Source organism: Vibrio sp. MMG023 (genome assembly GCF_021654215.1).
GTDB classification, from domain to species: Bacteria; Pseudomonadota; Gammaproteobacteria; order Enterobacterales; family Vibrionaceae; genus Vibrio; species Vibrio jasicida.
On record NZ_JAKFZP010000011.1, the window covers coordinates 75,563 to 96,734 of the forward strand.

Sequence of the window (21,172 nt, forward strand, 5' to 3'; positions counted from 1 at the left end):
TAAATTGAAAAGGGGAGCATCTTGCTCCCCTTTTTCATTTCAATTCGAATTACTTAAGTGTCAGTAGGTAATCTACAAGAGCAAAGTATTCTTCAGTTGATTTGATGCCTTGCGCTTGAACTAGGTACTTGTTGTTCACGATCACTGCAGGTACACCAGTTAGGCCGCTGTTTTCAAATTGCTTGTCCATGCGACGAACCATTGAATCCACTGCGAAGCCTTTGAATGCAGCATCGAATTTCTTCGCATCTACACCTTCATCTAGGAAGATTTGACGAAGCTCTGCGTCGTCACGTGGTGCTTTACGCATGTTGTGAATGCGGTTAAACATCACGGGTACCATCTTATCTTCAATTTTAAGCGCAACCATGGTCGCATAGGCTTTGCTCATTGAAGGCCCCATGTTGCCCCCCATGAATGACACGTGGTTCTTTTGCAGTTTCACCCCTTCAGGTAACTGTTTCTTCAACTGCTGAATGATAGGTTCAAACGTATTGCAATGTGGGCAGTAGAAAGAGAAGAACTCAGTAACGACAGGCTTCTTTGATGCTTCTAGATCCAATACTTTGTATTGTTCACCTTCTTTGAATTGCGCTGCATGTGCCGACAGGCTAAGCATCAGCATAGAAAACAGTGCGAACAGCTTTTTCATTTAAATAATCTCCATTTTGAATTGTTCGGCCCGACTTACCATTGAGGCATTAAAGACAGTGGTGCTTCTTCTAAGTTGGCAATCTGCTCTTTAAATCCAAGGACCTGACCTTCCCAGTATTTTGGCTCATTGAACCATGGAAAAGCGAGCGGAAATGCCGGGTCATGCCAACGTTTTGCTAGCCATGCCATATAGTGCACCATTCGTAGACCGCGAAGTGGCTCGATTAGTTTCAATTCTGCCGAGTTAAAATCGCAAAACTCTTGGTAACCTTCTAAAACAATGTCCAATTGCATTAGCTTATCTTGACGTTCACCATTGAGTAGCATCCACAAGTCTTGCACCGCTGGGCCATTACGTGAGTCATCTAAATCGACGAACATTGGCCCATCACGCCATAAGATGTTACCCGGATGGCAATCACCGTGCAGACGAATGGATTTAAAGCCGTCTTGCCAGTGGTTTTCGAGTGATTTGATCAGCATGTCTAAATCATTGAAGAAACTATTTTCCAAATGCATTGGGATCATATTGGCGTTTTGCAAAATCTCTCTTGGTTGGTAGAGATACTCTTGTAGACCAATGCTTGGACGGTGCTGAAACGCTTGTTTGCTTCCCACTTTATGAATACGACCTAAAAAGCGACCAACGCCTTCTAATTGATCGAGGTTATCCACTTCAAACTGACGACCGCCAACACTCTCAAACAAAGCAAAGCCGTAACCTTGATAGTGATGCAAGGTGTGACCATTAATGCGAACGGGTGGGGCGACGGGAATTTCGTTGTCGATCAGTTCAAGCGTGAAATCATGCTCTTCTTGAATTTGCTCATTGCTCCAACGTTCTGGGCGGTAGAATTTTACTACGTAGCGTTGGCGTTCTTCATCAGTGAATTGGTATACGCGGTTTTCATAGCTGTTGAGAGGCAGAAATCCTGACTCTGCTCGAATACCGATGCTCTCTAGCGCGTACCACATAAAGTCAGGCGTCAGGGCATCAAAGTTGAAAGTACCTTGGGACATATAAATAAAAAGGCTCATTACTGAGCCTTTTTCCATTGGTCTTCGAAGTTATAGCTTCTTGATGAATCGGCTTTCTACTTCGATAGTGAATTCGTTGCTCTTATCGGTGAGTATAAACTGAATTGTCGTAATCGCGGAGTTTAGCGTGTCAGGATCAACGCCAAGACTCATTGGTAAGTTCAAGACTTCTCCGGGTTCAACTTGAATCGTTTGTTTGCCATACCAACTGACATCACTCAAGCCTTCCACGTTTAAGTCATACTTTTGAACTTGTTGGGTTTTGTTGATCACTTTGAGGGTGTAGGTGTTTTCCACTTCACCTGAGCTATTAACGCGGAACAACTGATTACGATCACGCAGTACACTCATACCTGCTGGGTCAACGGATGCGACTTGTAGGAAGAACAAGCCAATCATCACCAATAATACTGCACCATAACCAAGCAGTTTGGGACGCATGACCTTTGTACTCTTGCCTGAGAGGCGATGTTCTGTGGTGTAGTTGATCAGACCCTTTTCATAGCCCATGCGTTCCATGGTTTTGTCACAGGCGTCAATACATGCACCACAGTTAATGCACTCATATTGCAAGCCATCGCGAATATCGATGCCAGTTGGACAGACCTGAACACACAAATCACAGTCGATACAGTCACCGAGCCCCATTTGTTTATGATCTGCTTTACGTGAGCGAGGGCCTCGCTTTTCTCCGCGTTTGGTATCGTAACCAACAATGAAGGTGTCTTTGTCGAACATGGCGGATTGGAAGCGTGCATAAGGACACATGTGAATACACATGATAGAGCGCATCCAACCTGCATTACCGTAAGTACAAATGGCGAAGAACATCACCCAGAACACTGGCCAGAAGTTAGCATTGAAAGTAAAGAAGTCGATAACCAACTGTTTCATCGGTACGAAGTAACCAACAAAGGTGAAACCTGTCGCAAGGGCTATCGCAAACCACGCGATATGTTTGAGGGTTTTGCGTATAGCTAAATTGGTGGTCAACTTATTGGAATCTTGTTTACGGCGTTTATTGGCGCTGCCTTCTAGCTTTTCTTCAAACCAGATATACATGAAGGTCCACACGGTTTGTGGGCACAGATAGCCACACCAAACCCGACCTAAAAAGGTGGTGATGAAGAATAACCCAAAAGCGGAAATCACAAACAGCAGGGCGAGCAGGGTGAGATCTTGAGGGTACAGAGTGGTACCGAAAAAGTTGAACTGCTGGTTTCCGATATCCAGCAAAATGGCTTGGCGCTCTCCGTAAGGAATCCACGGAACCAATGCAAATAGCAACAACAAAAACCAACCACCATAACGGCGTAGCTTTTGAAAGGTGCCTTTGCTCTCTCGCACATAGATACGATTACTTGGGTTGAAACGGTCCCCATTCCCTTTGTGGGTTTTGGGATTAAAGGTTTTGGGAGTCACATCTTTGATATCGATCTTATCCTGACTCATGAACGCTTCCTTCTTTCGGCTCTTATAATGTGCGGCGACATTTCTATTGATGACGCTCAATGACATTGCTGTTTTGCCCAGACGGTGAATCATGACTGGGCATAATTATTTTAGTAAATACTGATGAACGGCGATTATACAATCAATAACAATTCCGTTTCTTTAACACTGTCAACGTTTAACAACAAAAGTCAGTACAGTTAACCTGATAAATGGCTGAACAGTTATAAATGGCTTTTCGAACTGGTTGATTTAGTTATAAAAAAAGCGACTCAAATGAGTCGCTTATCAGTCTTGGGTGTTGAGCCGTTTACTTGATGATGCCGCGAGCGCGAAGGATAGCGGTTTTAAAGTCATCTTCTTGGTCTTTCTTTAGACCTGGGATCATTTCGTCTTTGCTGCTATTGCGCATTTTTAGGTGGTAGATCAACACATCATCAGTCAGATCTTCCAATTTGCCTTCATAACCCGCTTCGTTTGCCAGTTTAACGATGAACTGTAGCAGGTTCATTTCTTGATCTTTATGCCACTCTGGCTCTAGTAGCTCAAGCAGCTCTTCAATACGATGACACTTCATTTCTTTCTCCACAGAATTTATAGGTGTTATTTGCTACTAAAGGTATCAAATTGCTTGGCGAACACCAAATAGGAAAGGGCGGAGAGAAAAGAAAAAAGCGCGGTGACTGCCGCGCTTTTTAATTAAGCTGCTTTAATAACTTTGTTTGGAACACTTGGCATAATCGCTGTCTTCTCAACCAGAGTCATTGTTGGCGCAACTTGTTTTGCCTTTGGCGCAGCAGTAAAACCACTGCGACGGCGCATTGCACTACGATTAGTGTGTGCGAACCTGACTGTTGTTGGGCGCATTTAGATACCTAACTGCCAGGCATATCCATTGCCGATGTAATGGCCTGAGTCACTATGAGTTGAGCTTCAACTGCTTGAAGGGTGGCTCTTCTGGCTTTCGCCAATCCAAATAATGAATCAGGAATAATGATATGCATGCATATCGTGTATAGGTTAGCACTCCTGCCATAATTGGTCGATAGTTGAACAGTTGAATTGTATGGATTTTATCGTTTTTGAGCTTAGAACAAGGTGAAATTTGTTTTGATCCCATGATCAGCAGTAGTAGTATGAGAATTCTACGAAGGAGGTGCATATGTCATTTTTGAAGAAGACACTGGCAAGTTTTGGGATCGGTAGTGCTAAGGTCGACTCGGTCCTGAATCAAGATGTGCTATATCCCGGCCAGAGCGTGGATGTTTCTATCCATGTCTATGGTGGAGCGACAGAGCAAGCGATCGACAATATCGATCTCAAACTTTGCTGTCGTTATATCGCAGAAGCCCCAGATGATCGTGGTGCTCGTGAAGGACAGAGTATGCGAAGAGTGCCGCAGACTCATGTTTTGGCGAAGTGGAACCTCCCTTATGCATTTACCATTCACTCTGGTGAAGAGCGCACCTTTGACGTGAAGCTCGACGTACCATGGAACACACCTGTCACTATTGGTGATGCCCAAGTCTGGCTTGAAACTGGCTTAGACGTCGCCATGGCACTAGATCCAACCGACAAAGACATTCTCACTGTTAGACCCGACCCACTTATGGATGCCATTTTGTCTGCTTTTGAATCGCAAGGTTTGCGCATTCGACAAGTGGAGTGCGAAGAAGTGAAAGGCTTTGACCTCCCATTTGTGCAAGAGTTTGAAATGGTGCCAACCGACGGCCCATATCACGGAGTATGGCGAGAGTTGGAGTTTGTTGCTCACCGCGACGAGACAAACCTGAAGTTATGGTTTGAAGTTGATCGGACTCGTAGTGGTGCTCGTGGCATGTTAGCTAGCCTACTCGGCGGTGGGAAATTAAAACGTGAGTTGAGTATTCCAATCAATACTAAATTGGATGATGTTGGCTCATTAGTGCTCAACTATCTTGATCAAACTACCGCAGCGCACGAGTCCTAATTTAAGCTTACACGTGTAAGCCTAATGTGCCATACTAGAGTGAATATTCAAAACTCTAGTATAGGCGCGTTCATGTCCTCACCTCAGAAAGCACAATACAGTCAGGGCGAAGAACTGGCCAACTCCATTACTCATGGTATTGGAATGATCTTCGGCATTGTTGGCTTGGTTCTGCTTCTCATCAAGGCTTTCGATCATCAAGCGGATGCGCTGACCATTACCAGTATGGCGATCTACGGCTCGAGTATGATTGTCTTGTTTCTGGCATCCACGCTTTACCATGCGATCCCATATCCGAAAGCCAAACGCTGGCTAAAAACGTTTGACCACTGCGCTATTTATCTACTGATTGCAGGTAGCTATACGCCATTTTTATTAGTGAGCCTACGTACGCCACTAGCAATTGGGTTGATGATTGTGATTTGGACCATTGCTCTGATCGGTATCATCATGAAAGTCGCATTTGTGTATCGGTTTAAAAAGCTGTCTTTGATGACGTACTTAGTGATGGGTTGGTTGTCACTGATTGTGATCTATCAGTTAGCGATTAACCTAGATATCGGTGGTTTAACGTTGCTGGCTGCTGGTGGTTTGGTGTATTCAATAGGGGTGATTTTCTACGTTGCCAAACGAATTCCTTTTAATCACGCGATTTGGCATGGCTTTGTGTTGGCGGGTTGTGTCTGTCACTTCTATGCGATTTATTACTTTGTCGAGCCTATCTAACATCAAGATAAACTCGACAAAATGATGTGCCATATATTAGCGAGTTTTCACTTCTAATACTTCTGCTGAGAATTGGTATTGCTGCGACTGTGGCACTGCCAATTTAATCGCTTTACCTTGCTCGGCCTGTTGTGGGCGAAGGTAGGTATCTGCCATGCGTTTGATAGATTGCCAAACCGTGATGTTTTCTTTCGCCAATTGTTTGCCAGCCATATCGAATACCTGTACTTCCACTTCTACCTGAATCACTGATTGTGAGCTTTGGTTAGTGATAGAGGTAGGGAAGATCAGTTCACCATCTTCGTAGCTTGCTGAGCCAATCAATACATCCACACCTGAATCAGACAGCTGCATGGTTGGTTTCTTCGCATTTACTACAACGGTAGTGCCGACTTTCTTGTTCACAACTGGAATCGTCGCTATCTCTGCTGTTGTGTCTGGTGCAGCTACTGCTGCTACGGCTGTTGTCGAGGCTACCACTGCCGCCGCTTCTACCGCTTCAACTTTTTCTAGTGTCGTTTCTGCGGCCTTTGGTGCGGTTTTATTCACGACATATTCCCACGTGAAGTCGTCGTTCAGTTTTATTTCGCGCCCATCCGCAAGCTTCACGACTTCTGCCGCGTAAACAGATGAAGTGGCTAGTAGGGTTGCCAGAGTGATCCATGTTTTCATTGTTATACCTTTTATTTTAAGTCTGCTTATCTACGCCAAAACGCCGGGAAGAACAGTACAAGAATAGTCAAAATTTCTAAGCGTCCCATTAACATACCAAAGCTTAGGAGCCATTTCGCTGTGTCTGGTAAAGGCGCAAAGTTACCTGTTGGGCCAATCACGCTACCCATGCCAGGACCTACGTTTGCTACCGCAGTAATCGAACCAGAAATACTGGTCACAGGATCTAGGCCAAGCGCACTTAAACAGCCAGCGATGAAGATAATGGTAATAAAGAACATCAAGCCAAATGCCACCACTGAGCGAACAATATCGTCGTTCACTGGGCGTTGGTTATAACGTTGAACGAATACGCCAGATGGGTGAATCAGCTTCATGATTTGCTTGTTAAGTAGCGTCATCGCGATCTGGAAGCGGAAGATTTTAATCCCTCCTGAGGTCGAGCCCGAACATGCACCTGCCATCATTAAGAAGGCAAACAGTGTCGTTGGGAGGGCGCCCCATGCGGTGAAGTCTTCTAGACCAAAGCCAGTGGTCGTAACGACAGAGACGATGTTGAACATGGATACACGCAGTGCATCCAAAATGGTGTAACCATCACGAAGCACGAGCCAAGCAGAAACCACGAGACTTGAGAACAAAAACAAGTAGGCAAAACCGCGCACTTGGGCGTCTCGTATTAAGACTTCGACACTGCGTTTACGTAACGCGGCAACAAACAATAGGAATGGCAGACCACCAAGGAACATAAAGGTGGTGGCCACCCAATGTGCGCCATTAGAGAAGTGGTTCATTGAACCATCTGATGTTGAGTAACCGCCCGTTGATAGGGTGGTGAAGGCGTGGTTGATCGCCTCAAACAGGTTCATGCCAGTCAGCAAATAACCCACAATGCACAAGCCTGTCAGCATCAAATACACTAATACGATGTTCTTCGCGACGGTCTTGGCTCTTGGACTACTTTTGTCTGACCAATCAGACGATTCGGTTTGGAACAGTTTCATACCACCGACGTTAAGCATTGGTAGGATGGCAACCGCCATTACGATAAAGCCAATGCCCCCAAGCCACTGCAAGATAGATCGCCACAATAAAATGCTCGGAGCCATGTTGTCTAAGCCACTGAGCACTGTAGATCCGGTTGTCGTGATGCCAGACATGGTTTCGAAGTAGGCGTCGGTAAAGCTAATGTGGTTGATAAACACAAACGGCAATGCAGCAAACGCACTGGCGATGGTCCATACCAAACTGGTGATGAGGAACATGTCACGCACACTGAGTTTGAACTTGGCGGTTCGACCAATCGTCAAACAGATGAATGCGGCTAGGTGGGTGATCACAACGGCTTGGGCGAAATCGAGGAATCCGCCCGTACCAGTGAAAAACGCGACCAAAGTCGGCACGTACATAAAAAGGGCCAGTTTGGATAAAACCAGCCCGATAACAAACAGTACGGGACGTAAGTTGACCATAGGAAAATCCTAGAGGAAGAATGGACTCGGCTGGAACAGCGCTTCGACGTCTGGTACGTACTTTTTGTCGACCAGGAACATCACGACGTGGTCATCTTGTTCGATGACGGTACGATCGTGTGCGATAAGAACTTCTTCGCCACGAACGATAGCACCAATGGTGGTTCCTGGTGGGAGTTTGATATCGCCAATCGCGCGACCGACCACTTTCGATGTGGTTTCGTCACCGTGCGCAACGGCTTCGATGGCTTCTGCCGCGCCACGACGCAGAGAAGATACGTTAACGATGTCAGCACGACGAACGTGCGTGAGTAGAGCAGAAATCGTCGCTTGCTGTGGTGAGATCGCCACGTCAATCACACCGCCTTGCACTAGGTCAACATAAGCGCCGCGCTGGATCAGCACCATCACTTTCTTTGCGCCCATGCGTTTTGCCAACATCGCAGACATGATGTTGGTTTCATCCTCGTTGGTTAACGCGATGAACACATCTACTTGGTCGATGTTTTCTTCTGTTAGCAGTTCTTGGTCTGCCGCATCACCACAGAAGACGATGGTGTTTTCAAGCTGCTCAGACAGTTTTTCTGCACGCTGGTAGTTACGCTCAATCAGCTTGACGCTGTAGGTTTGCTCAAGGCGTTTGGCTAAGCTCGCACCGATGTTACCACCACCAACAATCATGATGCGACGATAGGGCTTCTCGAGGCGCTGAAGCTCACTCATTACTGAGCGGATATGGTTACTTGCCGCAACGAAGAACACTTCATCATCAGCTTCAATGATGGTGGTGCCTTGCGGACGAATTGGACGACCTTGACGGAAAATCGCAGCAACACGAGTATCGATGTGTGGCATGTGTTCACGCAGGGCAGACAGAGCGTTACCTACTAAAGGGCCACCGTAGTAGGCTTTTACCGCTACTAGGCTGACTTTCTGCTCGGCAAAGCTTACCACTTGCAACGCGCCTGGGTATTGGATGAGGCGTTCGATGTAGCTGGTTACCAGCTCTTCTGGTGCGATAAGGTGATCGACAGGAATAGCACCAGATTTAAATAGGGCTTCTTTTTCTGCCAGATATTCTGGAGAGCGAATACGTGCAACGCGGTTTGGCGTGTTGTACAGAGTGAAGGCGACCTGACATGCGGCCATGTTGGTTTCATCGGTATTGGTTACCGCAACGAGCATGTCGGCATCTTGTGCACCAGCTTCGTGCAGCACATCTGGATGACTAGCATGACCGTTAACAACACGCAGATCGTACTTGTCTTGTAACTCTCGCAGTCGATCGCCATTTTTATCAACGATGGTGATATCGTTATTCTCACCAACGAGGTTTTCTGCCAATGTGCCGCCAACCTGACCAGCACCAAGAATAATGATTTTCATACTCTTTACTCGTTATCTGAAAAAGGCGATTGAATTCGCTTCAATCGCCCTATTTAGCATGCTGTTACGCGTGTTTTTTCGTTAGCACTGCGTAGTAGAAACCATCCATATCTTCTTCACCTGGTAGAATCTGACGACCAGGTTGTTCGGGATCTGAGTCCACTAGTTGCGCATCTGCAGTACGTGCTAAGAACGCTTTTACTTGCTCCACGTTTTCTTGTGGTGTGATTGAGCAAGTCGCGTAAACCATGGTGCCGCCCGGTTTCAGTTGCGTCCACATTGCATCAAAAATTTCGCTCTGTAGTTCCGCCAGTGCGGCAATATCATCAGCACGACGTAGCCATTTGATGTCTGGGTGACGACGAATTACGCCCGTTGCAGAACATGGTGCGTCCAGCAAAATGCGATCAAATTGTTCGCCTTGCCACCATTCTTGAGGATTACGCGCATCGCCGCAAACCACTTTTGCCTGAAGGTTGAGACGCTTCAGGTTTTCGTGCACACGTTTAAGACGTGTGTCGTCGCAGTCAATGGCAACCACTTCGCTGCCAGACGTACGTTCAAGAATGTGCGCCGTCTTACCGCCCGGTGCTGCACAGCAGTCTAGGATCAGCTCGCCATCTTTTGGTTCAAGATAGTTAATCGACAGCTGTGCTGCCGCATCTTGCACCGATACCCAACCTTTTTCAAAGCCCGGCAGTTTCATCACATCGCATGGCGCGGCCAATTTTAGGGCGTCCATTGCTTGTGTGTGTAGCGTGCTATCAATGTTTTCATTTTTGAGTAGCGTTAGGTATTCATCACGAGTGTGGTGCTGGTGGTTTACACGCAGCCACATTGGCGCTTTTTGGTTGTTGGCTTCAACAATGCTTTCCCACTGCTCTGGGTAAGCTTCTTGCAGCAGTTTAAGTAACCAGCTTGGGTGGCCGTACTTGCCCGCATTGTTGCTGACTGCCATTTGGTCTAGTTCTTCTTGGTTGCGCTGGTAGTTACGCAATACCGCGTTGATAAGACCGCGTAGACGAGGACCTTTCAGCTCTTTGGTACCTTCAACCGTTTCACCAACTGCAGCGTGCGCAGGAATACGCATGAAGCTTAGCTGATAAATGCCTACCAAAATCAGGTGATGGAAAACGCGTTGTTTGCCTTTTAGCGGCTTATCCATCAACTGGTTTGCAATCATTTCTAGGCGAGGGAGGTAACGTAGAGCGCCGTAACAGATCTCTTGTAGAAGAGCGTGGTCACGTGGTCGTACGTTTTGTTGAGCCGCTGGAAGAGCGCTTGAAAGTGAGTGGCCCTTGTCGACGACAAGATACAAGACGTTGGCAGCCGCAGCGCGAACATTCATGATGAGTACCTTAAAGTAAAGGAGGGCATCTCTGCCCTCTAAAAGTTCGTATTATTGGTCTTTGACACTATTGTCTGGCTTTTTAAACCAGTTGGGTGCCAACTTCAAACCAAGATGCACGTGAGTTCAGAATATCTTGAACTGACATGGCTTTTTTACCCGGAACTTGCAGTTGTTCCAGTACCAGTGTGCCATTGCCTGTCGCAACATAAATACCAGTTTTATCTGCTTGCACAATAGTGCCCGCTGGCTTGTCACTGGTTTGTTCCGTCACACGGCTTTGCCATACTTTGATGCTGTTTTCAGCCGCTTCAAAGTGGCTCATTGGCCATGGGTTGAATGCGCGAACGCAACGCTCAATGTGTGCCGCGTCGTCATTCCAATTAATGCGTGCTTCTTCTTTGCTTAGCTTCTTTGCGTAGTTTGCAAGCTCGTCATCTTGCTTCACTGGTTCAGCATTACCTGTTGCGATGTCTGCTAGGCAGTCAATCAGAGCATCAGGGCCTAAGCCTGCAAGTTTTTCGTACATAGATGCGCTGGTGTCACATGCTTCAATCGGCAATGTTGCGATTTTAAGCATGTCGCCCGTATCCAAACCAATGTCCATCTGCATGATAGTCACGCCAGTTTCGACATCACCAGCCCAAATTGAACGTTGGATAGGAGCAGCGCCGCGCCAGCGAGGAAGAATCGAACCGTGTACGTTGATACAACCTAGTTTAGGTGTGTCTAGCACAACTTGTGGAAGCAATAGGCCATAAGCTACTACTACCATGATATCGGCGTTCAGATCGGCAAGCTCTTGCTTGGCTTCGTCTGATTTGAAGTTTTCTGGCTGATAAACCGGAATGTCGTGCTCTAGCGCGATGGTTTTTACTGGGCTGGCAGTAAGCTTTTTACCGCGACCAGCAGGGCGGTCTGGCTGAGTGTAAACCGCAATTACTTCGTGCTCCGAAGACAACAACGCCGCCAAGTGACGGGCGGCGAAATCCGGAGTACCTGCAAAGACAATACGTAAAGACTGACTCAAGGTAGACTTCCTTCTAATTAAATTGTATCGAGATCAAGCGTTTTGCTGTTTCTCGTTAAAGCGTTTGATTTTCGCTAGCTTGTCTTGAATACGCTTGCGCTTTAGTGGCGATAGGTAATCAACGAACAGTTTGCCCATTAGATGGTCTAGTTCGTGCTGAACACAGATTGCTAGCAGATCGTCAGCGTCGAAAGTGTATTCTTTGCCATCGCGATCTAGGGCTTTAACGGTAACTTCAGCAGCGCGAGCTACAAGTGCTCGAGCACCAGGTACCGACAGACAGCCTTCTTCAATGCCATCTTCGCCACGCTTTTCCAGAATCTCAGGGTTGATAAGCACCATTGGCTCATCGCGAGTCTCTGAAATATCAATTACTACGATACGTTTATGGATATCAACCTGCGTTGCCGCAAGGCCAATACCTTCTTCGTCGTACATGGTTTCAATCATGTCATCGACGATTTTTTGAATCTCAGGCGTCACCTCTTCTACAGGTTTTGCAACGGTACGCAGGCGATCATCTGGGAATGTTAATACTTGTAATACAGACATATTCACTCGAAATATTGAACTGTGCCGTAACAGCACAAACCTTGTTGGCTCAATTCTAGACATTTTATGACCTAAATGACAGCATCCTGATACCAATTTCCATTCCGGTAACTGCCTAACAGACCAAGGACGAGGGTCATGAATCGAATTTTCCGCAACGTTTCTCGCATTACGTTGCCGTTACTTTTCTCTTTCAGTGCCGTAGCAAACACGGACTCCCAACCACTTACCGTTAAAGACGATGCACCCAAAACTTACGTTGTGGTGAAAGGTGATACGCTGTGGGATATTTCTGCTTTGTATTTGGATAGCCCTTGGTTGTGGCCTCGTTTGTGGCAGGTAAACCCAGAAATAGACAACCCACATCTGATTTATCCCGGTGATAAGCTCTCTTTGGTTTGGATTAATGGCCAACCGGTATTGAGTTTAAAGCCGGTTAAAAAGCTTAGCCCTCAAGCGCGTATCACGGAAAGAAAAGCGGTACCGACGGTTGCGGAAGGGTTGGTGATGCCTTATCTGAAATCCGATCGCTTAGTGGATGATGAAACATTAGACAATGCAGCCAAAGTGATGGGCAGCAGTAAAGGCAACAAATTCCTTACTGCGGAAGACACGCTGTATATTAGTGGTGAGCAAACTTCGGCAGGATGGGCTATCTATCGACCTGTAGAAACCTTCTCGCGAGATGATGTATCAAAGCAAATCACGGCATTACGTTTGATTGCTAAAGGTGAGTTGATCGAGGCGTCGAGTGAATTTTCTGGTCTGAAGATCACCACGCAATTGCAAGAGATTGTCCGTAACGACATTGCTTTGCCAGTTCAAGTTCTTGATAACGGTGATTTCTCTGCAACATTCTATCCGTTGCCATCACCACAAGGCTCTTCTGCGAAATTATTGGGGAATATTGAAGGTATCCGTTATAGCTCGACCAACCAAGTTGTGGTGATAGATAAAGGCACATCGGATGCGCTTCGCCAAGGCAGTGTGTTTGATTTGAAAGAAGACGCACACCCAGTATTCAAAGACGGTGATGACTTTGCCAAAGATAATGGTTTGCTCGATACGAAAATTACCTTACCACAGAGCAAAGTTGGGGAGTTGTTAGTGATTCGCCCGTATGAGTATTTCAGTCTTGCTCTGATCACCAATAGCACGAAGCCAATCAACAAAGAGGTATCTGTGGTTTCTCCTCTGGTAGAGGAATCGACTACCAATGCAACCACACAATGATACCGACCTCGCTGCCTGGTTAAAGCTCAGCTGCTTACCAGGCATTGGCGGGGTTAAGATGAATAAGCTGCTGACCAAAGACACGCCGAATAACATTGTCCAGTACTCGACTGAACAGCTTCTCCGCCTTGGGCTGACGATGAAACAGTTACAAGCATGGTCTGAGGTCGATAAAGAAGTCGATGCTTGTTTAACTTGGTTAGAATCCTCTTCCCATCATTCTATTCTCACCTTGGCGAATCCACTTTATCCTCCACTTCTTAAACAAACGGTCGCGCCACCTCCTTTATTATTTGTAAAGGGAGATGCGAGCTGTTTGTCTCAACCGCAAATCGCCATGGTTGGTAGTCGTAATGCTAGTGTGGATGGGTTGCAACATGCTCGTAGCTTTGCTTCAGAACTCGTACAACATGATCTGATAGTGACCAGTGGCTTGGCTTTGGGTATTGATGGTCATGCTCATGATGGTGCGCTTATGGCGGGCGGTAAAACTATCGCTGTCTTAGGTTCTGGGCTGGAGCAAGTGTACCCCGCCAGGCATCGTGGTTTAGCGCAGCGTGTCATGGAGAATGGCACCCTAGTTTCGGAGTTTCGTCCAAACGCGAAACCTCGTGCGGAAAACTTCCCACGTCGCAATCGAATTATTAGTGGTTTGTCGTTGGGTGTATTGGTGGTGGAAGCGGCGGAAAAAAGTGGCTCCTTGATTACTGCTCGTTATGCTCTGGAACAAGGTCGTGAAGTATTTGCGCTTCCTGCCTCTATTCATTCGCCCAATGCGAGTGGCGGTAATCAATTGATTCGTAATGGTGCTTGTCTCGTACAAACTACTCAAGACGTGTTAAATGAAATACAGTCACTGCTTGATTGGTCTATTAATCAGAGCCTAGATTTATTTTCTGCGCCAATTGATGAAGAAGAATTGCCATTTCCTCAGCTGTTAGCTAACGTAGGAAATGAGGCTACACCAGTTGATATTCTTGCAAACAGGACCAATATACCTGTCCAAGAAGTCATGATGCAGCTCTTAGAGCTTGAGCTTTCAGGGCATGTTGTTGCAGTATCCGGTGGCTATATTCGAAAGGGGAGGGGCTAGCTATGATGATGGATATACTTATGTATCTATTTGAAACCTACATCCATAGCGATGCAGATTTACAGGTCGATCAAGACGAGTTGGAAGATGAGTTGCTTCGTGCAGGTTTCCAACAAAAAGACATCTACAAAGCCCTTGTCTGGTTAGAAGAGCTGGCGGCGTTGCAACAAAGTGACGCACATTCTGCTATATCGACTTGCATTGCAGCGGCATCGACCCGTATTTATACATCGTCTGAGATGCAGCGTTTGGATCTTGAATGTCGTGGTTTTCTATTGTTTCTAGAGCAAATCAATGTTCTGACTACGGAAACTCGCGAAATGGTTATTGATCGGGTGATGGGCCTAGAAACTCATGAATTTGAGCTTGAAGACCTGAAATGGATCATTCTTATGGTGCTGTTTAATGTGCCGGGCAACGAAAACGCCTACACGCTGATGGAAGAGCTGCTATACACCAAGGAACAAGGTATTCTTCATTAATATCTTCTGCTTGAGCGGTGAGTATGAGTAGTAAAATCGATCACAACCTTTTCTCGGCACATGAGCATGCGCTTGAGCGCGAACCTTGTCCTAAATGTGGTGGGGAAGTCTCTCTTAAACACGGTAAGCATGGCCCGTTTTTAGGTTGTAGCCATTATCCAAGTTGCGATTATATCAAGCCGCTACACAGCAATGATGGCCACATCGTAAAAGAGTTGGGCGTGCCTTGCCCAGATTGCGGTAATGAGCTGGTATTGCGCCAAGGGCGTTATGGTATGTTTGTTGGCTGCAGCCATTACCCAGAATGTCATCATATTGAGTCGATTAACCAACCTGAGCCAGAGCAGCAAGCGAAAGAGCAACATGCTTGCCCTGAATGTGGTAAAGGACATTTGGTTGAGCGTAAGACCCGATTTGGTAAAACATTTTACGCGTGTGATAACTATCCGAAGTGCAAGTTTGCGGTGAACTTGCCGCCTGTTAGAGGCCGCTGCGAGGAATGTGGATTTACCTTGTTGGTAGAAAAGAAACTGGCCAGCGGAGTTAAACTGCAATGCGCGAGCCGTAAGTGCCAGCATACTCAATCACAATAGCCTTCAGTTCTAATTAAAAAAGGGCCGCACGATGCGACCCTTTTGCTATTTATTCAGAAATTTTTCTATGCTTGCCACTGCTTAGCGAATTCATGCACTGCAGGGAAGGCTTCTTCATCGAGAACATCTGCCAATGCACAAAGTTTGCGATTAAGTTCGCCAGTGTAGTCACCACATACGTTGATGTGGCCCATCTTGCGACCCGCACGTTTTTCTTTGCCGTACCAATGAATGTGGCAACCATCCATCGCTAGCAATGCTTCTGGTAGTGTGTCTTCGCCAAGAATATTAATCATCGAGGTTTCACGAACCAGCTTGGTGCTACCCAAAGGCATGCCACACACGGCGCGTAGGTGGTTCTCAAACTGACAGGTTTCTGCACCCTGTTGAGTCCAGTGTCCAGAGTTGTGTACGCGTGGTGCGATTTCATTAACCAGTAAAGTACCGTCAACGTCGAAGAACTCCAGCGCTAGCACGCCAACGTAATTCAAGTTGTTGGCAACGGCCGTGAACATCTGTTTCGCTTGCTCTTGCAACTCTGGCGCATCAATCGCAGTAGATAGACTCAATACACCATTGGTGTGGACGTTCTCTGCCAGAGGGTACACTTCAACGCTGCCATCTTTACCACGAGCACCAACCAATGAAACTTCGCGGTTAAAAGGGACAAATTCCTCAGCAACAATCGCTTGGGTTGGTGTTGCTGAGATGCACTCTGCCATCTCTGTCCAAATGTCTTCGACTTGAGACGTTTCTTTTAAGCGCCACTGGCCTTTACCATCGTAACCACCTAATGCACTTTTCAGAACCATTGGCATACCAACATGTTTAATTGCGCGGTCAAAGTCTTCACGAGTTTCGATTACGTAGTATTTCGCGTTACGCACGCCAGCATCATCAAGTAATGCCTTTTCAATGCGGCGATCACCGCCTGCTTTGATGGCTTGCATACTTGGTAAGAACTTACCGCTCGCTTCGCAAACATCGAGCGCGTCATGTGGGATATGCTCGAACTCAGCAGTAATGACGTCGACTTGTTCAATCGCATTCTCTAAGCCGTTGCCTAGTACATGCTGAGTCAGTGGATGAACGATGTTACCGCTGCCCACATCGTAAGCTGAGATTTGAATATTCAGTGGCGCACCAGCCAGAGACATCATACGAGCTAGTTGACCCGCACCAAGAACCAGTACATGCATCTGATTAATCCTCAGCAGGGTTTGGGTTCGCCAATACGGTTTCCGTTTGTTCGTTACGGAACGCTTCGACTTTTGCCATGATCGCTTCATCATGTGTACCAAGGATTTGAGCTGCTAGGATGCCAGCGTTTGCTGCGCCAGCTTCGCCAATCGCCAATGTACCAACCGCAATCCCCTTTGGCATTTGTACGATAGAAAGCAGTGAATCCATGCCTTTCAGTGCACGAGACTGAACTGGAACGCCAAGTACAGGTACGCTGGTAAACGCTGCTGCCATGCCTGGTAGGTGAGCGGCACCGCCTGCACCCGCGATGATGACTTTAATACCGCGTTCTTTGGCGCTGCTTGCGTAATCAGCCAATAATTGAGGAGTACGGTGAGCTGACACCACCTTTGTTTCGTAAGACACGCCAAATTGATCCAGCATGTCCGCTGCTAGTTTCATGGTTGGCCAATCTGATTTAGAACCCATGATGATACCGACTTTCATCTCAAACTCCTTCAAGCTGCAAAATTAGGTGAGCTGATAAATTTGTGCGCATTATACGGGGATTTTTACCTCAAGCAAACGTTTGCGTGCGTTTGTAAATGGTATTGATACATTTTATAAACAAATTGATTTAGTCTCTGAGGATGAATATTTGTACACTTAGTGCAAACACAACAGATAAGACTATCAGGAAGTAATCGGTGGATAACTTTGAACAGGTGCTTGAAGCACTACAAAAAGGCGAAGTGATTGCCTATCCAACAGAGGGCGTGTTTGGTGTTGGCTGTGACCCAGATAACCCAGAAGCGATTCAGAAGTTGCTAGAGCTAAAGCAGCGCCCAGTAGAGAAGGGGCTGATTCTTATTGCGGCGAGTTATGAGCAGCTTTTTCCTTATGTTGATGAATCTCAGTTGACTCAAGATCAGTTAGATAAAGTCCATGCGACGTGGCCAGGGCCATACACTTGGATCATGCCAGCGAGTGACAAAGTCTCTCACTGGGTATCGGGTCAATTTGATTCGATTGCCGTACGTGTGACGGATCATCCTTTGGTACAAAAGATGTGTAATGCGTTCGGAAAGCCGCTAACCTCTACCAGCGCGAATCTTACAGGTCTGCCTCCTTGTATGACGACGGAAGAAGTCGAAGAACAGTTAGGTGACCGACTTGTGGCGATCTTACGTGGTAAAACCAGTGGTCGTGACAAGCCGAGTGAAATCCGTGATGCTAAAACCTCGCAAATATTAAGACAGGGCTAACCCTGCTAGTCAGCAACCAATAGGTACTACACGTATGTCAGCAATCGATAAGCACGCCGTAAAGCAGTTCTTGATGTCACTTCAGGATTCCATTTGTCAGCAATTAGAGCAAGAAGATGGAAAGGCCGTCTTTGTCGAAGATGCATGGCAACGTGAAAAAGGAGAGCGTCTTGGTGGCGGTGGCCGCACTCGCGTATTGCGTGATGGTCATATCTTCGAGCAGGGAGGGGTGAACTTCTCTCATGTCGAAGGTAATGAAATGCCAGCATCTGCGACGGCGCATCGTCCAGAATTAGCGGGTCGTCGTTTTGAAGCGATGGGTGTTTCTTTGGTTATTCACCCTAAAAACCCTTATGTACCGACTTCACATGCCAATGTCCGCTTCTTTATTGCAGAGAAAGATGGCGAAGACCCAATTTGGTGGTTTGGTGGTGGTTTTGACTTAACGCCTTTCTACCCATTTGAAGAAGATTGCCAATCATGGCACGACACAGCAAAACAGCTTTGTGCGCCATTCGGTGCCCACGTTTACGCAGAGCACAAAGCATGGTGTGACAAATACTTCTTCCTACCACATCGTAATGAAACTCGCGGTGTTGGTGGTCTGTTCTTTGATGACCTAAACCAGTGGGAATTCGACAAGTGTTTTGACTACATCAAAGCGGTTGGCGAAGGATATTGCCAAGCTTACCTGCCGATTGTATCTCGTCGTAAAAGCATTGAGTACGGTGAGCGTGAGCGTGAATTCCAACTATACCGCCGTGGTCGCTACGTTGAATTCAACCTTGTGTATGACCGCGGTACTCTGTTTGGTCTACAAAGTGGCGGGCGTACAGAGTCGATATTGATGTCGATGCCACCTCTTGCTCGTTGGGAATACAGCTACGAGCCACAAGCAGGTTCTCCAGAAGCAGAGCTTTACGAGCGATACCTAAACCCACGTGATTGGTAAGCACTGAATCTCCTTTTCTATATAGATAGATAGTGATAGGGTCATCTGTAATCAGATGGCCCTGTTTTTTCTATATAGTAAGGAATGAAGGTAAGGAAATGACTCAGCAAATTGATCGCTATGCCGTGTTTGGTAACCCTATCGGGCACAGTAAGTCACCGTTCATACACACCTTGTTTGCACGCCAAACCAATCAGCCTTTGGTGTATACCGCAGAAAGCGCTCCTATTGATGGTTTTATCGAAGCGGCGAAGGTGTTTTTTGCTGAAGGTGGTAGAGGTTGCAACATCACCATGCCATTTAAAGAAGATGCTTATCAATTTGCTAGTCGCCTCACAGAGCGCGCTCATCTAGCGGGTGCGGTCAATACACTAAAGAAGCTTGACGATGGAGAAATCATTGGTGATAACACCGATGGTGCGGGTCTAGTCCAAGATTTACTTCAGTATCAAGTCATGTTGGAAGGTGCACGAATCCTGATCATCGGTGCTGGTGGTGCTGCTCGTGGTGTGATTAAACCACTCCTTGAGCAAAACCCTATCTCTTTAACTATAACCAACCGTACCTTTAGCAAAGCTCAGGATCTTGCAGAGTTGTTTGTCTCTCATGGCCCGATCACAGCCAAAGAGATGGAGAGCATTGATGAAGAATATGACGTCATCATCAACTCCACTTCCGCTTCTCTTAGTGGTGAGTTGCCCGCTATTTCTTCTTCTATCTTTGGTAGCAATAGTACTAGCTACGATATGATTTATGGCAAAGGAGTGACGAGCTTTAATTTATGGGCAAAAGAAAACGGTGCTGCCTATGCGTATGACGGTCTTGGAATGTTGGTAGGGCAGGCAGCGGAAAGCTTTATGTTATGGCGAGGTCTACGCCCTGGCTCAAAACAAATTCTTAGAGAGCTAAGAAAGAATCTTGAAGGTCAGTAATCAATGAATCAATCCATTCTGTTCCCTGACATGCAGTCTTGGGATGAAGCATCACAATCGGTAAATTTTGCTGCGCAGCAATCAGGTGCGCTGATTGAGTGTTATGTCACTAAACAAAAGTTAGCAAAACTCAGTGGTTCACTGATTGAAACTGAGCAAGCGGCAATCAAAGTATTTACTGATTACCGCTTTGATCTTGAAGAAATCGCCGAAGAGTTAATAGAAGAGGAAGCCTTCAGTGAAGAAGGCCATATCATCATCGATTAGCGGGCTATTCCTAACTACTCATTGATGTCTTCCACTTCGTTAATGTAGTTGTTTTTGTTCTGCACATAGTTATTGGCAGACTTTTGCAAGAAAGCTCGTTCTTTCTCTGATAGAGGGCGAGCTTGTTTTACCGGACTGCCCACATATAAGTAACCACTTTCTAATACTTTCCCCGGTGGGACTAAACTTCCAGCGCCTATCATTACGTCTGATTCGACAACAACGTTATCTAAAACGATTGCTCCCATACCAACCAATACACGATCGTGGATTTCGCAGCCGTGTAACATGACTTTATGACCAATAGTGACATCATTACCAATGATTAGCGGATAGCCGTTGGGATTCTCAGCATTTTTATGGGTTACATGCAGTACGCTACCATCTTGAATATTGGTTCGAGCACCAATATGAATATGGTTCACATCACCACGAGCTGCAACTAGTGGCCAGACACTCGAATCGTCGCCAATACGAATATCACCGACTAAAACAGAGGTTGAATCTATGTATACACGTTTACCTAGCTGTGGGCGTATGCCTTTATAACTTCTGATTGAACTCATCTTTACTCCTTATAAAGCGCCAATAACAGTGACATCTGGTGAGAAGAGTAGCAAAAACTCGGCTTTTAGAATAAAAAACATTCAAACGATAAAAAAATCAAAAAAAAGGTGAAAAAGGGCTTGCCAATGTGATCGCAATCTCTATAATGCCACCTCGCTGACACGGCAACGCTTCGAAAGAAACGAAAGCCAAGTTAGCAAGCCAATTAGCCAAGCGGAAACGCTTGAAAGAAAGTTTGAAAAAAGTGATTGACACTAAACTCTAACTCGCTAAAATGGCCGTCCGATTTGAGCAAAGCTCAATAGGA

At 46.3% G+C, this 21,172-nt stretch carries 24 protein-coding genes; 10 read left to right on the forward strand and 14 right to left on the reverse strand.

The annotated features are described in order from the left end of the window. Positions 1-49 precede the first annotated feature (49 nt). The 5 genes from L1076_RS24500 to L1076_RS24520 all read right to left on the reverse strand — a co-directional run bounded on the left by L1076_RS24500 (position 50) and on the right by L1076_RS24520 (position 4,011). Positions 50-652: a thiol:disulfide interchange protein DsbA/DsbL gene (locus L1076_RS24500; RefSeq protein WP_038870173.1), complete on the reverse strand. Its 603-nt coding sequence runs from the start codon at positions 650-652 to the stop codon at positions 50-52. A gap of 35 nt (positions 653-687) precedes the next feature. Further along, on the reverse strand, positions 688-1,674 hold the full coding sequence (locus tag L1076_RS24505; RefSeq protein ID WP_038870169.1) for a serine/threonine protein kinase: 987 nt from the start codon (positions 1,672-1,674) through the stop codon (positions 688-690). Between the two features lie 48 nt (positions 1,675-1,722). Beyond that, a complete protein-coding gene (gene ccoG / locus L1076_RS24510; protein ID WP_038870167.1) occupies positions 1,723-3,144 on the reverse strand; it encodes a cytochrome c oxidase accessory protein CcoG in 1,422 nt (473 codons plus the stop codon). 310 nt (positions 3,145-3,454) lie between these two features. After that, the gene (locus tag L1076_RS24515; RefSeq protein WP_038870166.1) at positions 3,455-3,721 is read right to left on the reverse strand and encodes a YihD family protein; all 267 of its coding nucleotides are present in this window, start codon (positions 3,719-3,721) and stop codon (positions 3,455-3,457) included. A gap of 122 nt (positions 3,722-3,843) precedes the next feature. Next, positions 3,844-4,011 carry a hypothetical protein gene (locus tag L1076_RS24520; RefSeq protein ID WP_010645766.1) on the reverse strand — a complete coding sequence of 56 codons (168 nt, stop codon included), beginning with the start codon at positions 4,009-4,011 and terminating at the stop codon, positions 3,844-3,846. 295 nt (positions 4,012-4,306) lie between these two features. On the opposite strand from L1076_RS24520, the gene L1076_RS24525 reads away from it, so the two are divergent. After that, positions 4,307-5,113, forward strand: a complete 807-nt coding sequence (locus tag L1076_RS24525) for a sporulation protein (protein ID WP_237304656.1) — start codon at positions 4,307-4,309, stop codon at positions 5,111-5,113. Between the two features lie 72 nt (positions 5,114-5,185). Then, on the forward strand, positions 5,186-5,839 hold the full coding sequence (locus L1076_RS24530; RefSeq protein ID WP_237304657.1) for a hemolysin III family protein: 654 nt from the start codon (positions 5,186-5,188) through the stop codon (positions 5,837-5,839). A 36-nt stretch (positions 5,840-5,875) separates the two neighbouring features. Here the strand turns inward: L1076_RS24530 and L1076_RS24535 are convergent, their stop codons facing one another. The 6 genes from L1076_RS24535 to def all read right to left on the reverse strand — a co-directional run bounded on the left by L1076_RS24535 (position 5,876) and on the right by def (position 12,299). Then, positions 5,876-6,511 (reverse strand): DUF3157 family protein, encoded by a 636-nt coding sequence (locus tag L1076_RS24535; RefSeq protein WP_237304658.1) that lies wholly within the window; start codon positions 6,509-6,511, stop codon positions 5,876-5,878. Positions 6,512-6,537: 26 nt separating this feature from the next. Beyond that, positions 6,538-7,983 carry a TrkH family potassium uptake protein gene (locus tag L1076_RS24540; protein WP_038870160.1) on the reverse strand — a complete coding sequence of 482 codons (1,446 nt, stop codon included), beginning with the start codon at positions 7,981-7,983 and terminating at the stop codon, positions 6,538-6,540. 9 nt (positions 7,984-7,992) lie between these two features. Then, the gene (gene trkA, locus L1076_RS24545) at positions 7,993-9,369 is read right to left on the reverse strand and encodes a Trk system potassium transporter TrkA (protein WP_010444684.1); all 1,377 of its coding nucleotides are present in this window, start codon (positions 9,367-9,369) and stop codon (positions 7,993-7,995) included. Between the two features lie 64 nt (positions 9,370-9,433). Further along, positions 9,434-10,717, reverse strand: a complete 1,284-nt coding sequence (gene rsmB, locus L1076_RS24550) for a 16S rRNA (cytosine(967)-C(5))-methyltransferase RsmB (RefSeq protein ID WP_039976004.1) — start codon at positions 10,715-10,717, stop codon at positions 9,434-9,436. Between the two features lie 82 nt (positions 10,718-10,799). Beyond that, entirely contained in the window at positions 10,800-11,747 is a 948-nt protein-coding gene (gene fmt / locus L1076_RS24555; RefSeq protein ID WP_237304659.1) for a methionyl-tRNA formyltransferase, read from the reverse strand. 33 nt (positions 11,748-11,780) lie between these two features. Further along, on the reverse strand, positions 11,781-12,299 hold the full coding sequence (def, locus tag L1076_RS24560) for a peptide deformylase (protein ID WP_038870153.1): 519 nt from the start codon (positions 12,297-12,299) through the stop codon (positions 11,781-11,783). Between the two features lie 138 nt (positions 12,300-12,437). On the opposite strand from def, the gene L1076_RS24565 reads away from it, so the two are divergent. The 4 genes from L1076_RS24565 to L1076_RS24580 are packed head-to-tail and all read left to right on the forward strand — an operon-like array spanning position 12,438 to position 15,700. Continuing rightward, positions 12,438-13,532 carry a LysM peptidoglycan-binding domain-containing protein gene (locus L1076_RS24565; RefSeq protein WP_042602374.1) on the forward strand — a complete coding sequence of 365 codons (1,095 nt, stop codon included), beginning with the start codon at positions 12,438-12,440 and terminating at the stop codon, positions 13,530-13,532. Next, positions 13,516-14,625 carry a DNA-processing protein DprA gene (gene dprA / locus L1076_RS24570; protein ID WP_045408347.1) on the forward strand — a complete coding sequence of 370 codons (1,110 nt, stop codon included), beginning with the start codon at positions 13,516-13,518 and terminating at the stop codon, positions 14,623-14,625. Before L1076_RS24565 ends, dprA begins: the two co-directional genes overlap by 17 nt. Positions 14,626-14,627: 2 nt before the next feature. Then, positions 14,628-15,107 (forward strand): DUF494 family protein, encoded by a 480-nt coding sequence (locus L1076_RS24575; RefSeq protein ID WP_038870148.1) that lies wholly within the window; start codon positions 14,628-14,630, stop codon positions 15,105-15,107. Positions 15,108-15,130: 23 nt separating this feature from the next. Continuing rightward, positions 15,131-15,700 carry a topoisomerase DNA-binding C4 zinc finger domain-containing protein gene (locus L1076_RS24580; RefSeq protein ID WP_045408344.1) on the forward strand — a complete coding sequence of 190 codons (570 nt, stop codon included), beginning with the start codon at positions 15,131-15,133 and terminating at the stop codon, positions 15,698-15,700. A gap of 65 nt (positions 15,701-15,765) precedes the next feature. Here L1076_RS24580 and L1076_RS24585 read toward each other — a convergent pair whose 3' ends face one another. Continuing rightward, entirely contained in the window at positions 15,766-16,899 is a 1,134-nt protein-coding gene (locus tag L1076_RS24585; protein WP_237304660.1) for a 5-(carboxyamino)imidazole ribonucleotide synthase, read from the reverse strand. A gap of 4 nt (positions 16,900-16,903) precedes the next feature. Further along, positions 16,904-17,389, reverse strand: a complete 486-nt coding sequence (gene purE, locus L1076_RS24590) for a 5-(carboxyamino)imidazole ribonucleotide mutase (RefSeq protein WP_005440742.1) — start codon at positions 17,387-17,389, stop codon at positions 16,904-16,906. 200 nt (positions 17,390-17,589) lie between these two features. On the opposite strand from purE, the gene L1076_RS24595 reads away from it, so the two are divergent. From L1076_RS24595 to L1076_RS24610, 4 genes are all read left to right on the forward strand, one after another. Beyond that, the gene (locus L1076_RS24595; protein ID WP_038870144.1) at positions 17,590-18,147 is read left to right on the forward strand and encodes an L-threonylcarbamoyladenylate synthase; all 558 of its coding nucleotides are present in this window, start codon (positions 17,590-17,592) and stop codon (positions 18,145-18,147) included. Between the two features lie 34 nt (positions 18,148-18,181). After that, entirely contained in the window at positions 18,182-19,099 is a 918-nt protein-coding gene (gene hemF / locus L1076_RS24600) for an oxygen-dependent coproporphyrinogen oxidase (RefSeq protein ID WP_237304661.1), read from the forward strand. Between the two features lie 98 nt (positions 19,100-19,197). Then, positions 19,198-20,031 carry a shikimate dehydrogenase gene (gene aroE, locus L1076_RS24605; protein ID WP_237304662.1) on the forward strand — a complete coding sequence of 278 codons (834 nt, stop codon included), beginning with the start codon at positions 19,198-19,200 and terminating at the stop codon, positions 20,029-20,031. A 3-nt stretch (positions 20,032-20,034) separates the two neighbouring features. Continuing rightward, the gene (locus tag L1076_RS24610; RefSeq protein ID WP_038881695.1) at positions 20,035-20,298 is read left to right on the forward strand and encodes a DUF1488 domain-containing protein; all 264 of its coding nucleotides are present in this window, start codon (positions 20,035-20,037) and stop codon (positions 20,296-20,298) included. Positions 20,299-20,312: 14 nt separating this feature from the next. Here the strand turns inward: L1076_RS24610 and L1076_RS24615 are convergent, their stop codons facing one another. Next, on the reverse strand, positions 20,313-20,864 hold the full coding sequence (locus tag L1076_RS24615) for a gamma carbonic anhydrase family protein (RefSeq protein WP_237304663.1): 552 nt from the start codon (positions 20,862-20,864) through the stop codon (positions 20,313-20,315). Positions 20,865-21,172 lie beyond the last annotated feature (308 nt).

What these genes read in the sequence shown, in the direction of transcription:
- purE (WP_005440742.1), bottom strand. Translation starts at nt 17,389, where the DNA reads ATGAAAGTCGGTATCATCATGGGTTCTAAATCAGATTGGCCAACCATG.
- L1076_RS24610 (WP_038881695.1), top strand. Translation starts at nt 20,035, where the DNA reads ATGAATCAATCCATTCTGTTCCCTGACATGCAGTCTTGGGATGAAGCA.
- L1076_RS24585 (WP_237304660.1), bottom strand. Translation starts at nt 16,899, where the DNA reads ATGCATGTACTGGTTCTTGGTGCGGGTCAACTAGCTCGTATGATGTCT.
- L1076_RS24520 (WP_010645766.1), bottom strand. Translation starts at nt 4,011, where the DNA reads ATGCGCCCAACAACAGTCAGGTTCGCACACACTAATCGTAGTGCAATG.
- L1076_RS24515 (WP_038870166.1), bottom strand. Translation starts at nt 3,721, where the DNA reads ATGAAGTGTCATCGTATTGAAGAGCTGCTTGAGCTACTAGAGCCAGAG.
- L1076_RS24615 (WP_237304663.1), bottom strand. Translation starts at nt 20,864, where the DNA reads ATGAGTTCAATCAGAAGTTATAAAGGCATACGCCCACAGCTAGGTAAA.
- trkA (WP_010444684.1), bottom strand. Translation starts at nt 9,369, where the DNA reads ATGAAAATCATTATTCTTGGTGCTGGTCAGGTTGGCGGCACATTGGCA.
- L1076_RS24580 (WP_045408344.1), top strand. Translation starts at nt 15,131, where the DNA reads ATGAGTAGTAAAATCGATCACAACCTTTTCTCGGCACATGAGCATGCG.
- dprA (WP_045408347.1), top strand. Translation starts at nt 13,516, where the DNA reads ATGCAACCACACAATGATACCGACCTCGCTGCCTGGTTAAAGCTCAGC.
- rsmB (WP_039976004.1), bottom strand. Translation starts at nt 10,717, where the DNA reads ATGAATGTTCGCGCTGCGGCTGCCAACGTCTTGTATCTTGTCGTCGAC.
- L1076_RS24505 (WP_038870169.1), bottom strand. Translation starts at nt 1,674, where the DNA reads ATGTCCCAAGGTACTTTCAACTTTGATGCCCTGACGCCTGACTTTATG.
- L1076_RS24535 (WP_237304658.1), bottom strand. Translation starts at nt 6,511, where the DNA reads ATGAAAACATGGATCACTCTGGCAACCCTACTAGCCACTTCATCTGTT.
- L1076_RS24565 (WP_042602374.1), top strand. Translation starts at nt 12,438, where the DNA reads ATGAATCGAATTTTCCGCAACGTTTCTCGCATTACGTTGCCGTTACTT.
- def (WP_038870153.1), bottom strand. Translation starts at nt 12,299, where the DNA reads ATGTCTGTATTACAAGTATTAACATTCCCAGATGATCGCCTGCGTACC.
- hemF (WP_237304661.1), top strand. Translation starts at nt 18,182, where the DNA reads ATGTCAGCAATCGATAAGCACGCCGTAAAGCAGTTCTTGATGTCACTT.
- L1076_RS24500 (WP_038870173.1), bottom strand. Translation starts at nt 652, where the DNA reads ATGAAAAAGCTGTTCGCACTGTTTTCTATGCTGATGCTTAGCCTGTCG.
- aroE (WP_237304662.1), top strand. Translation starts at nt 19,198, where the DNA reads ATGACTCAGCAAATTGATCGCTATGCCGTGTTTGGTAACCCTATCGGG.
- L1076_RS24575 (WP_038870148.1), top strand. Translation starts at nt 14,628, where the DNA reads ATGATGATGGATATACTTATGTATCTATTTGAAACCTACATCCATAGC.
- L1076_RS24540 (WP_038870160.1), bottom strand. Translation starts at nt 7,983, where the DNA reads ATGGTCAACTTACGTCCCGTACTGTTTGTTATCGGGCTGGTTTTATCC.
- L1076_RS24530 (WP_237304657.1), top strand. Translation starts at nt 5,186, where the DNA reads ATGTCCTCACCTCAGAAAGCACAATACAGTCAGGGCGAAGAACTGGCC.
- L1076_RS24525 (WP_237304656.1), top strand. Translation starts at nt 4,307, where the DNA reads ATGTCATTTTTGAAGAAGACACTGGCAAGTTTTGGGATCGGTAGTGCT.
- ccoG (WP_038870167.1), bottom strand. Translation starts at nt 3,144, where the DNA reads ATGAGTCAGGATAAGATCGATATCAAAGATGTGACTCCCAAAACCTTT.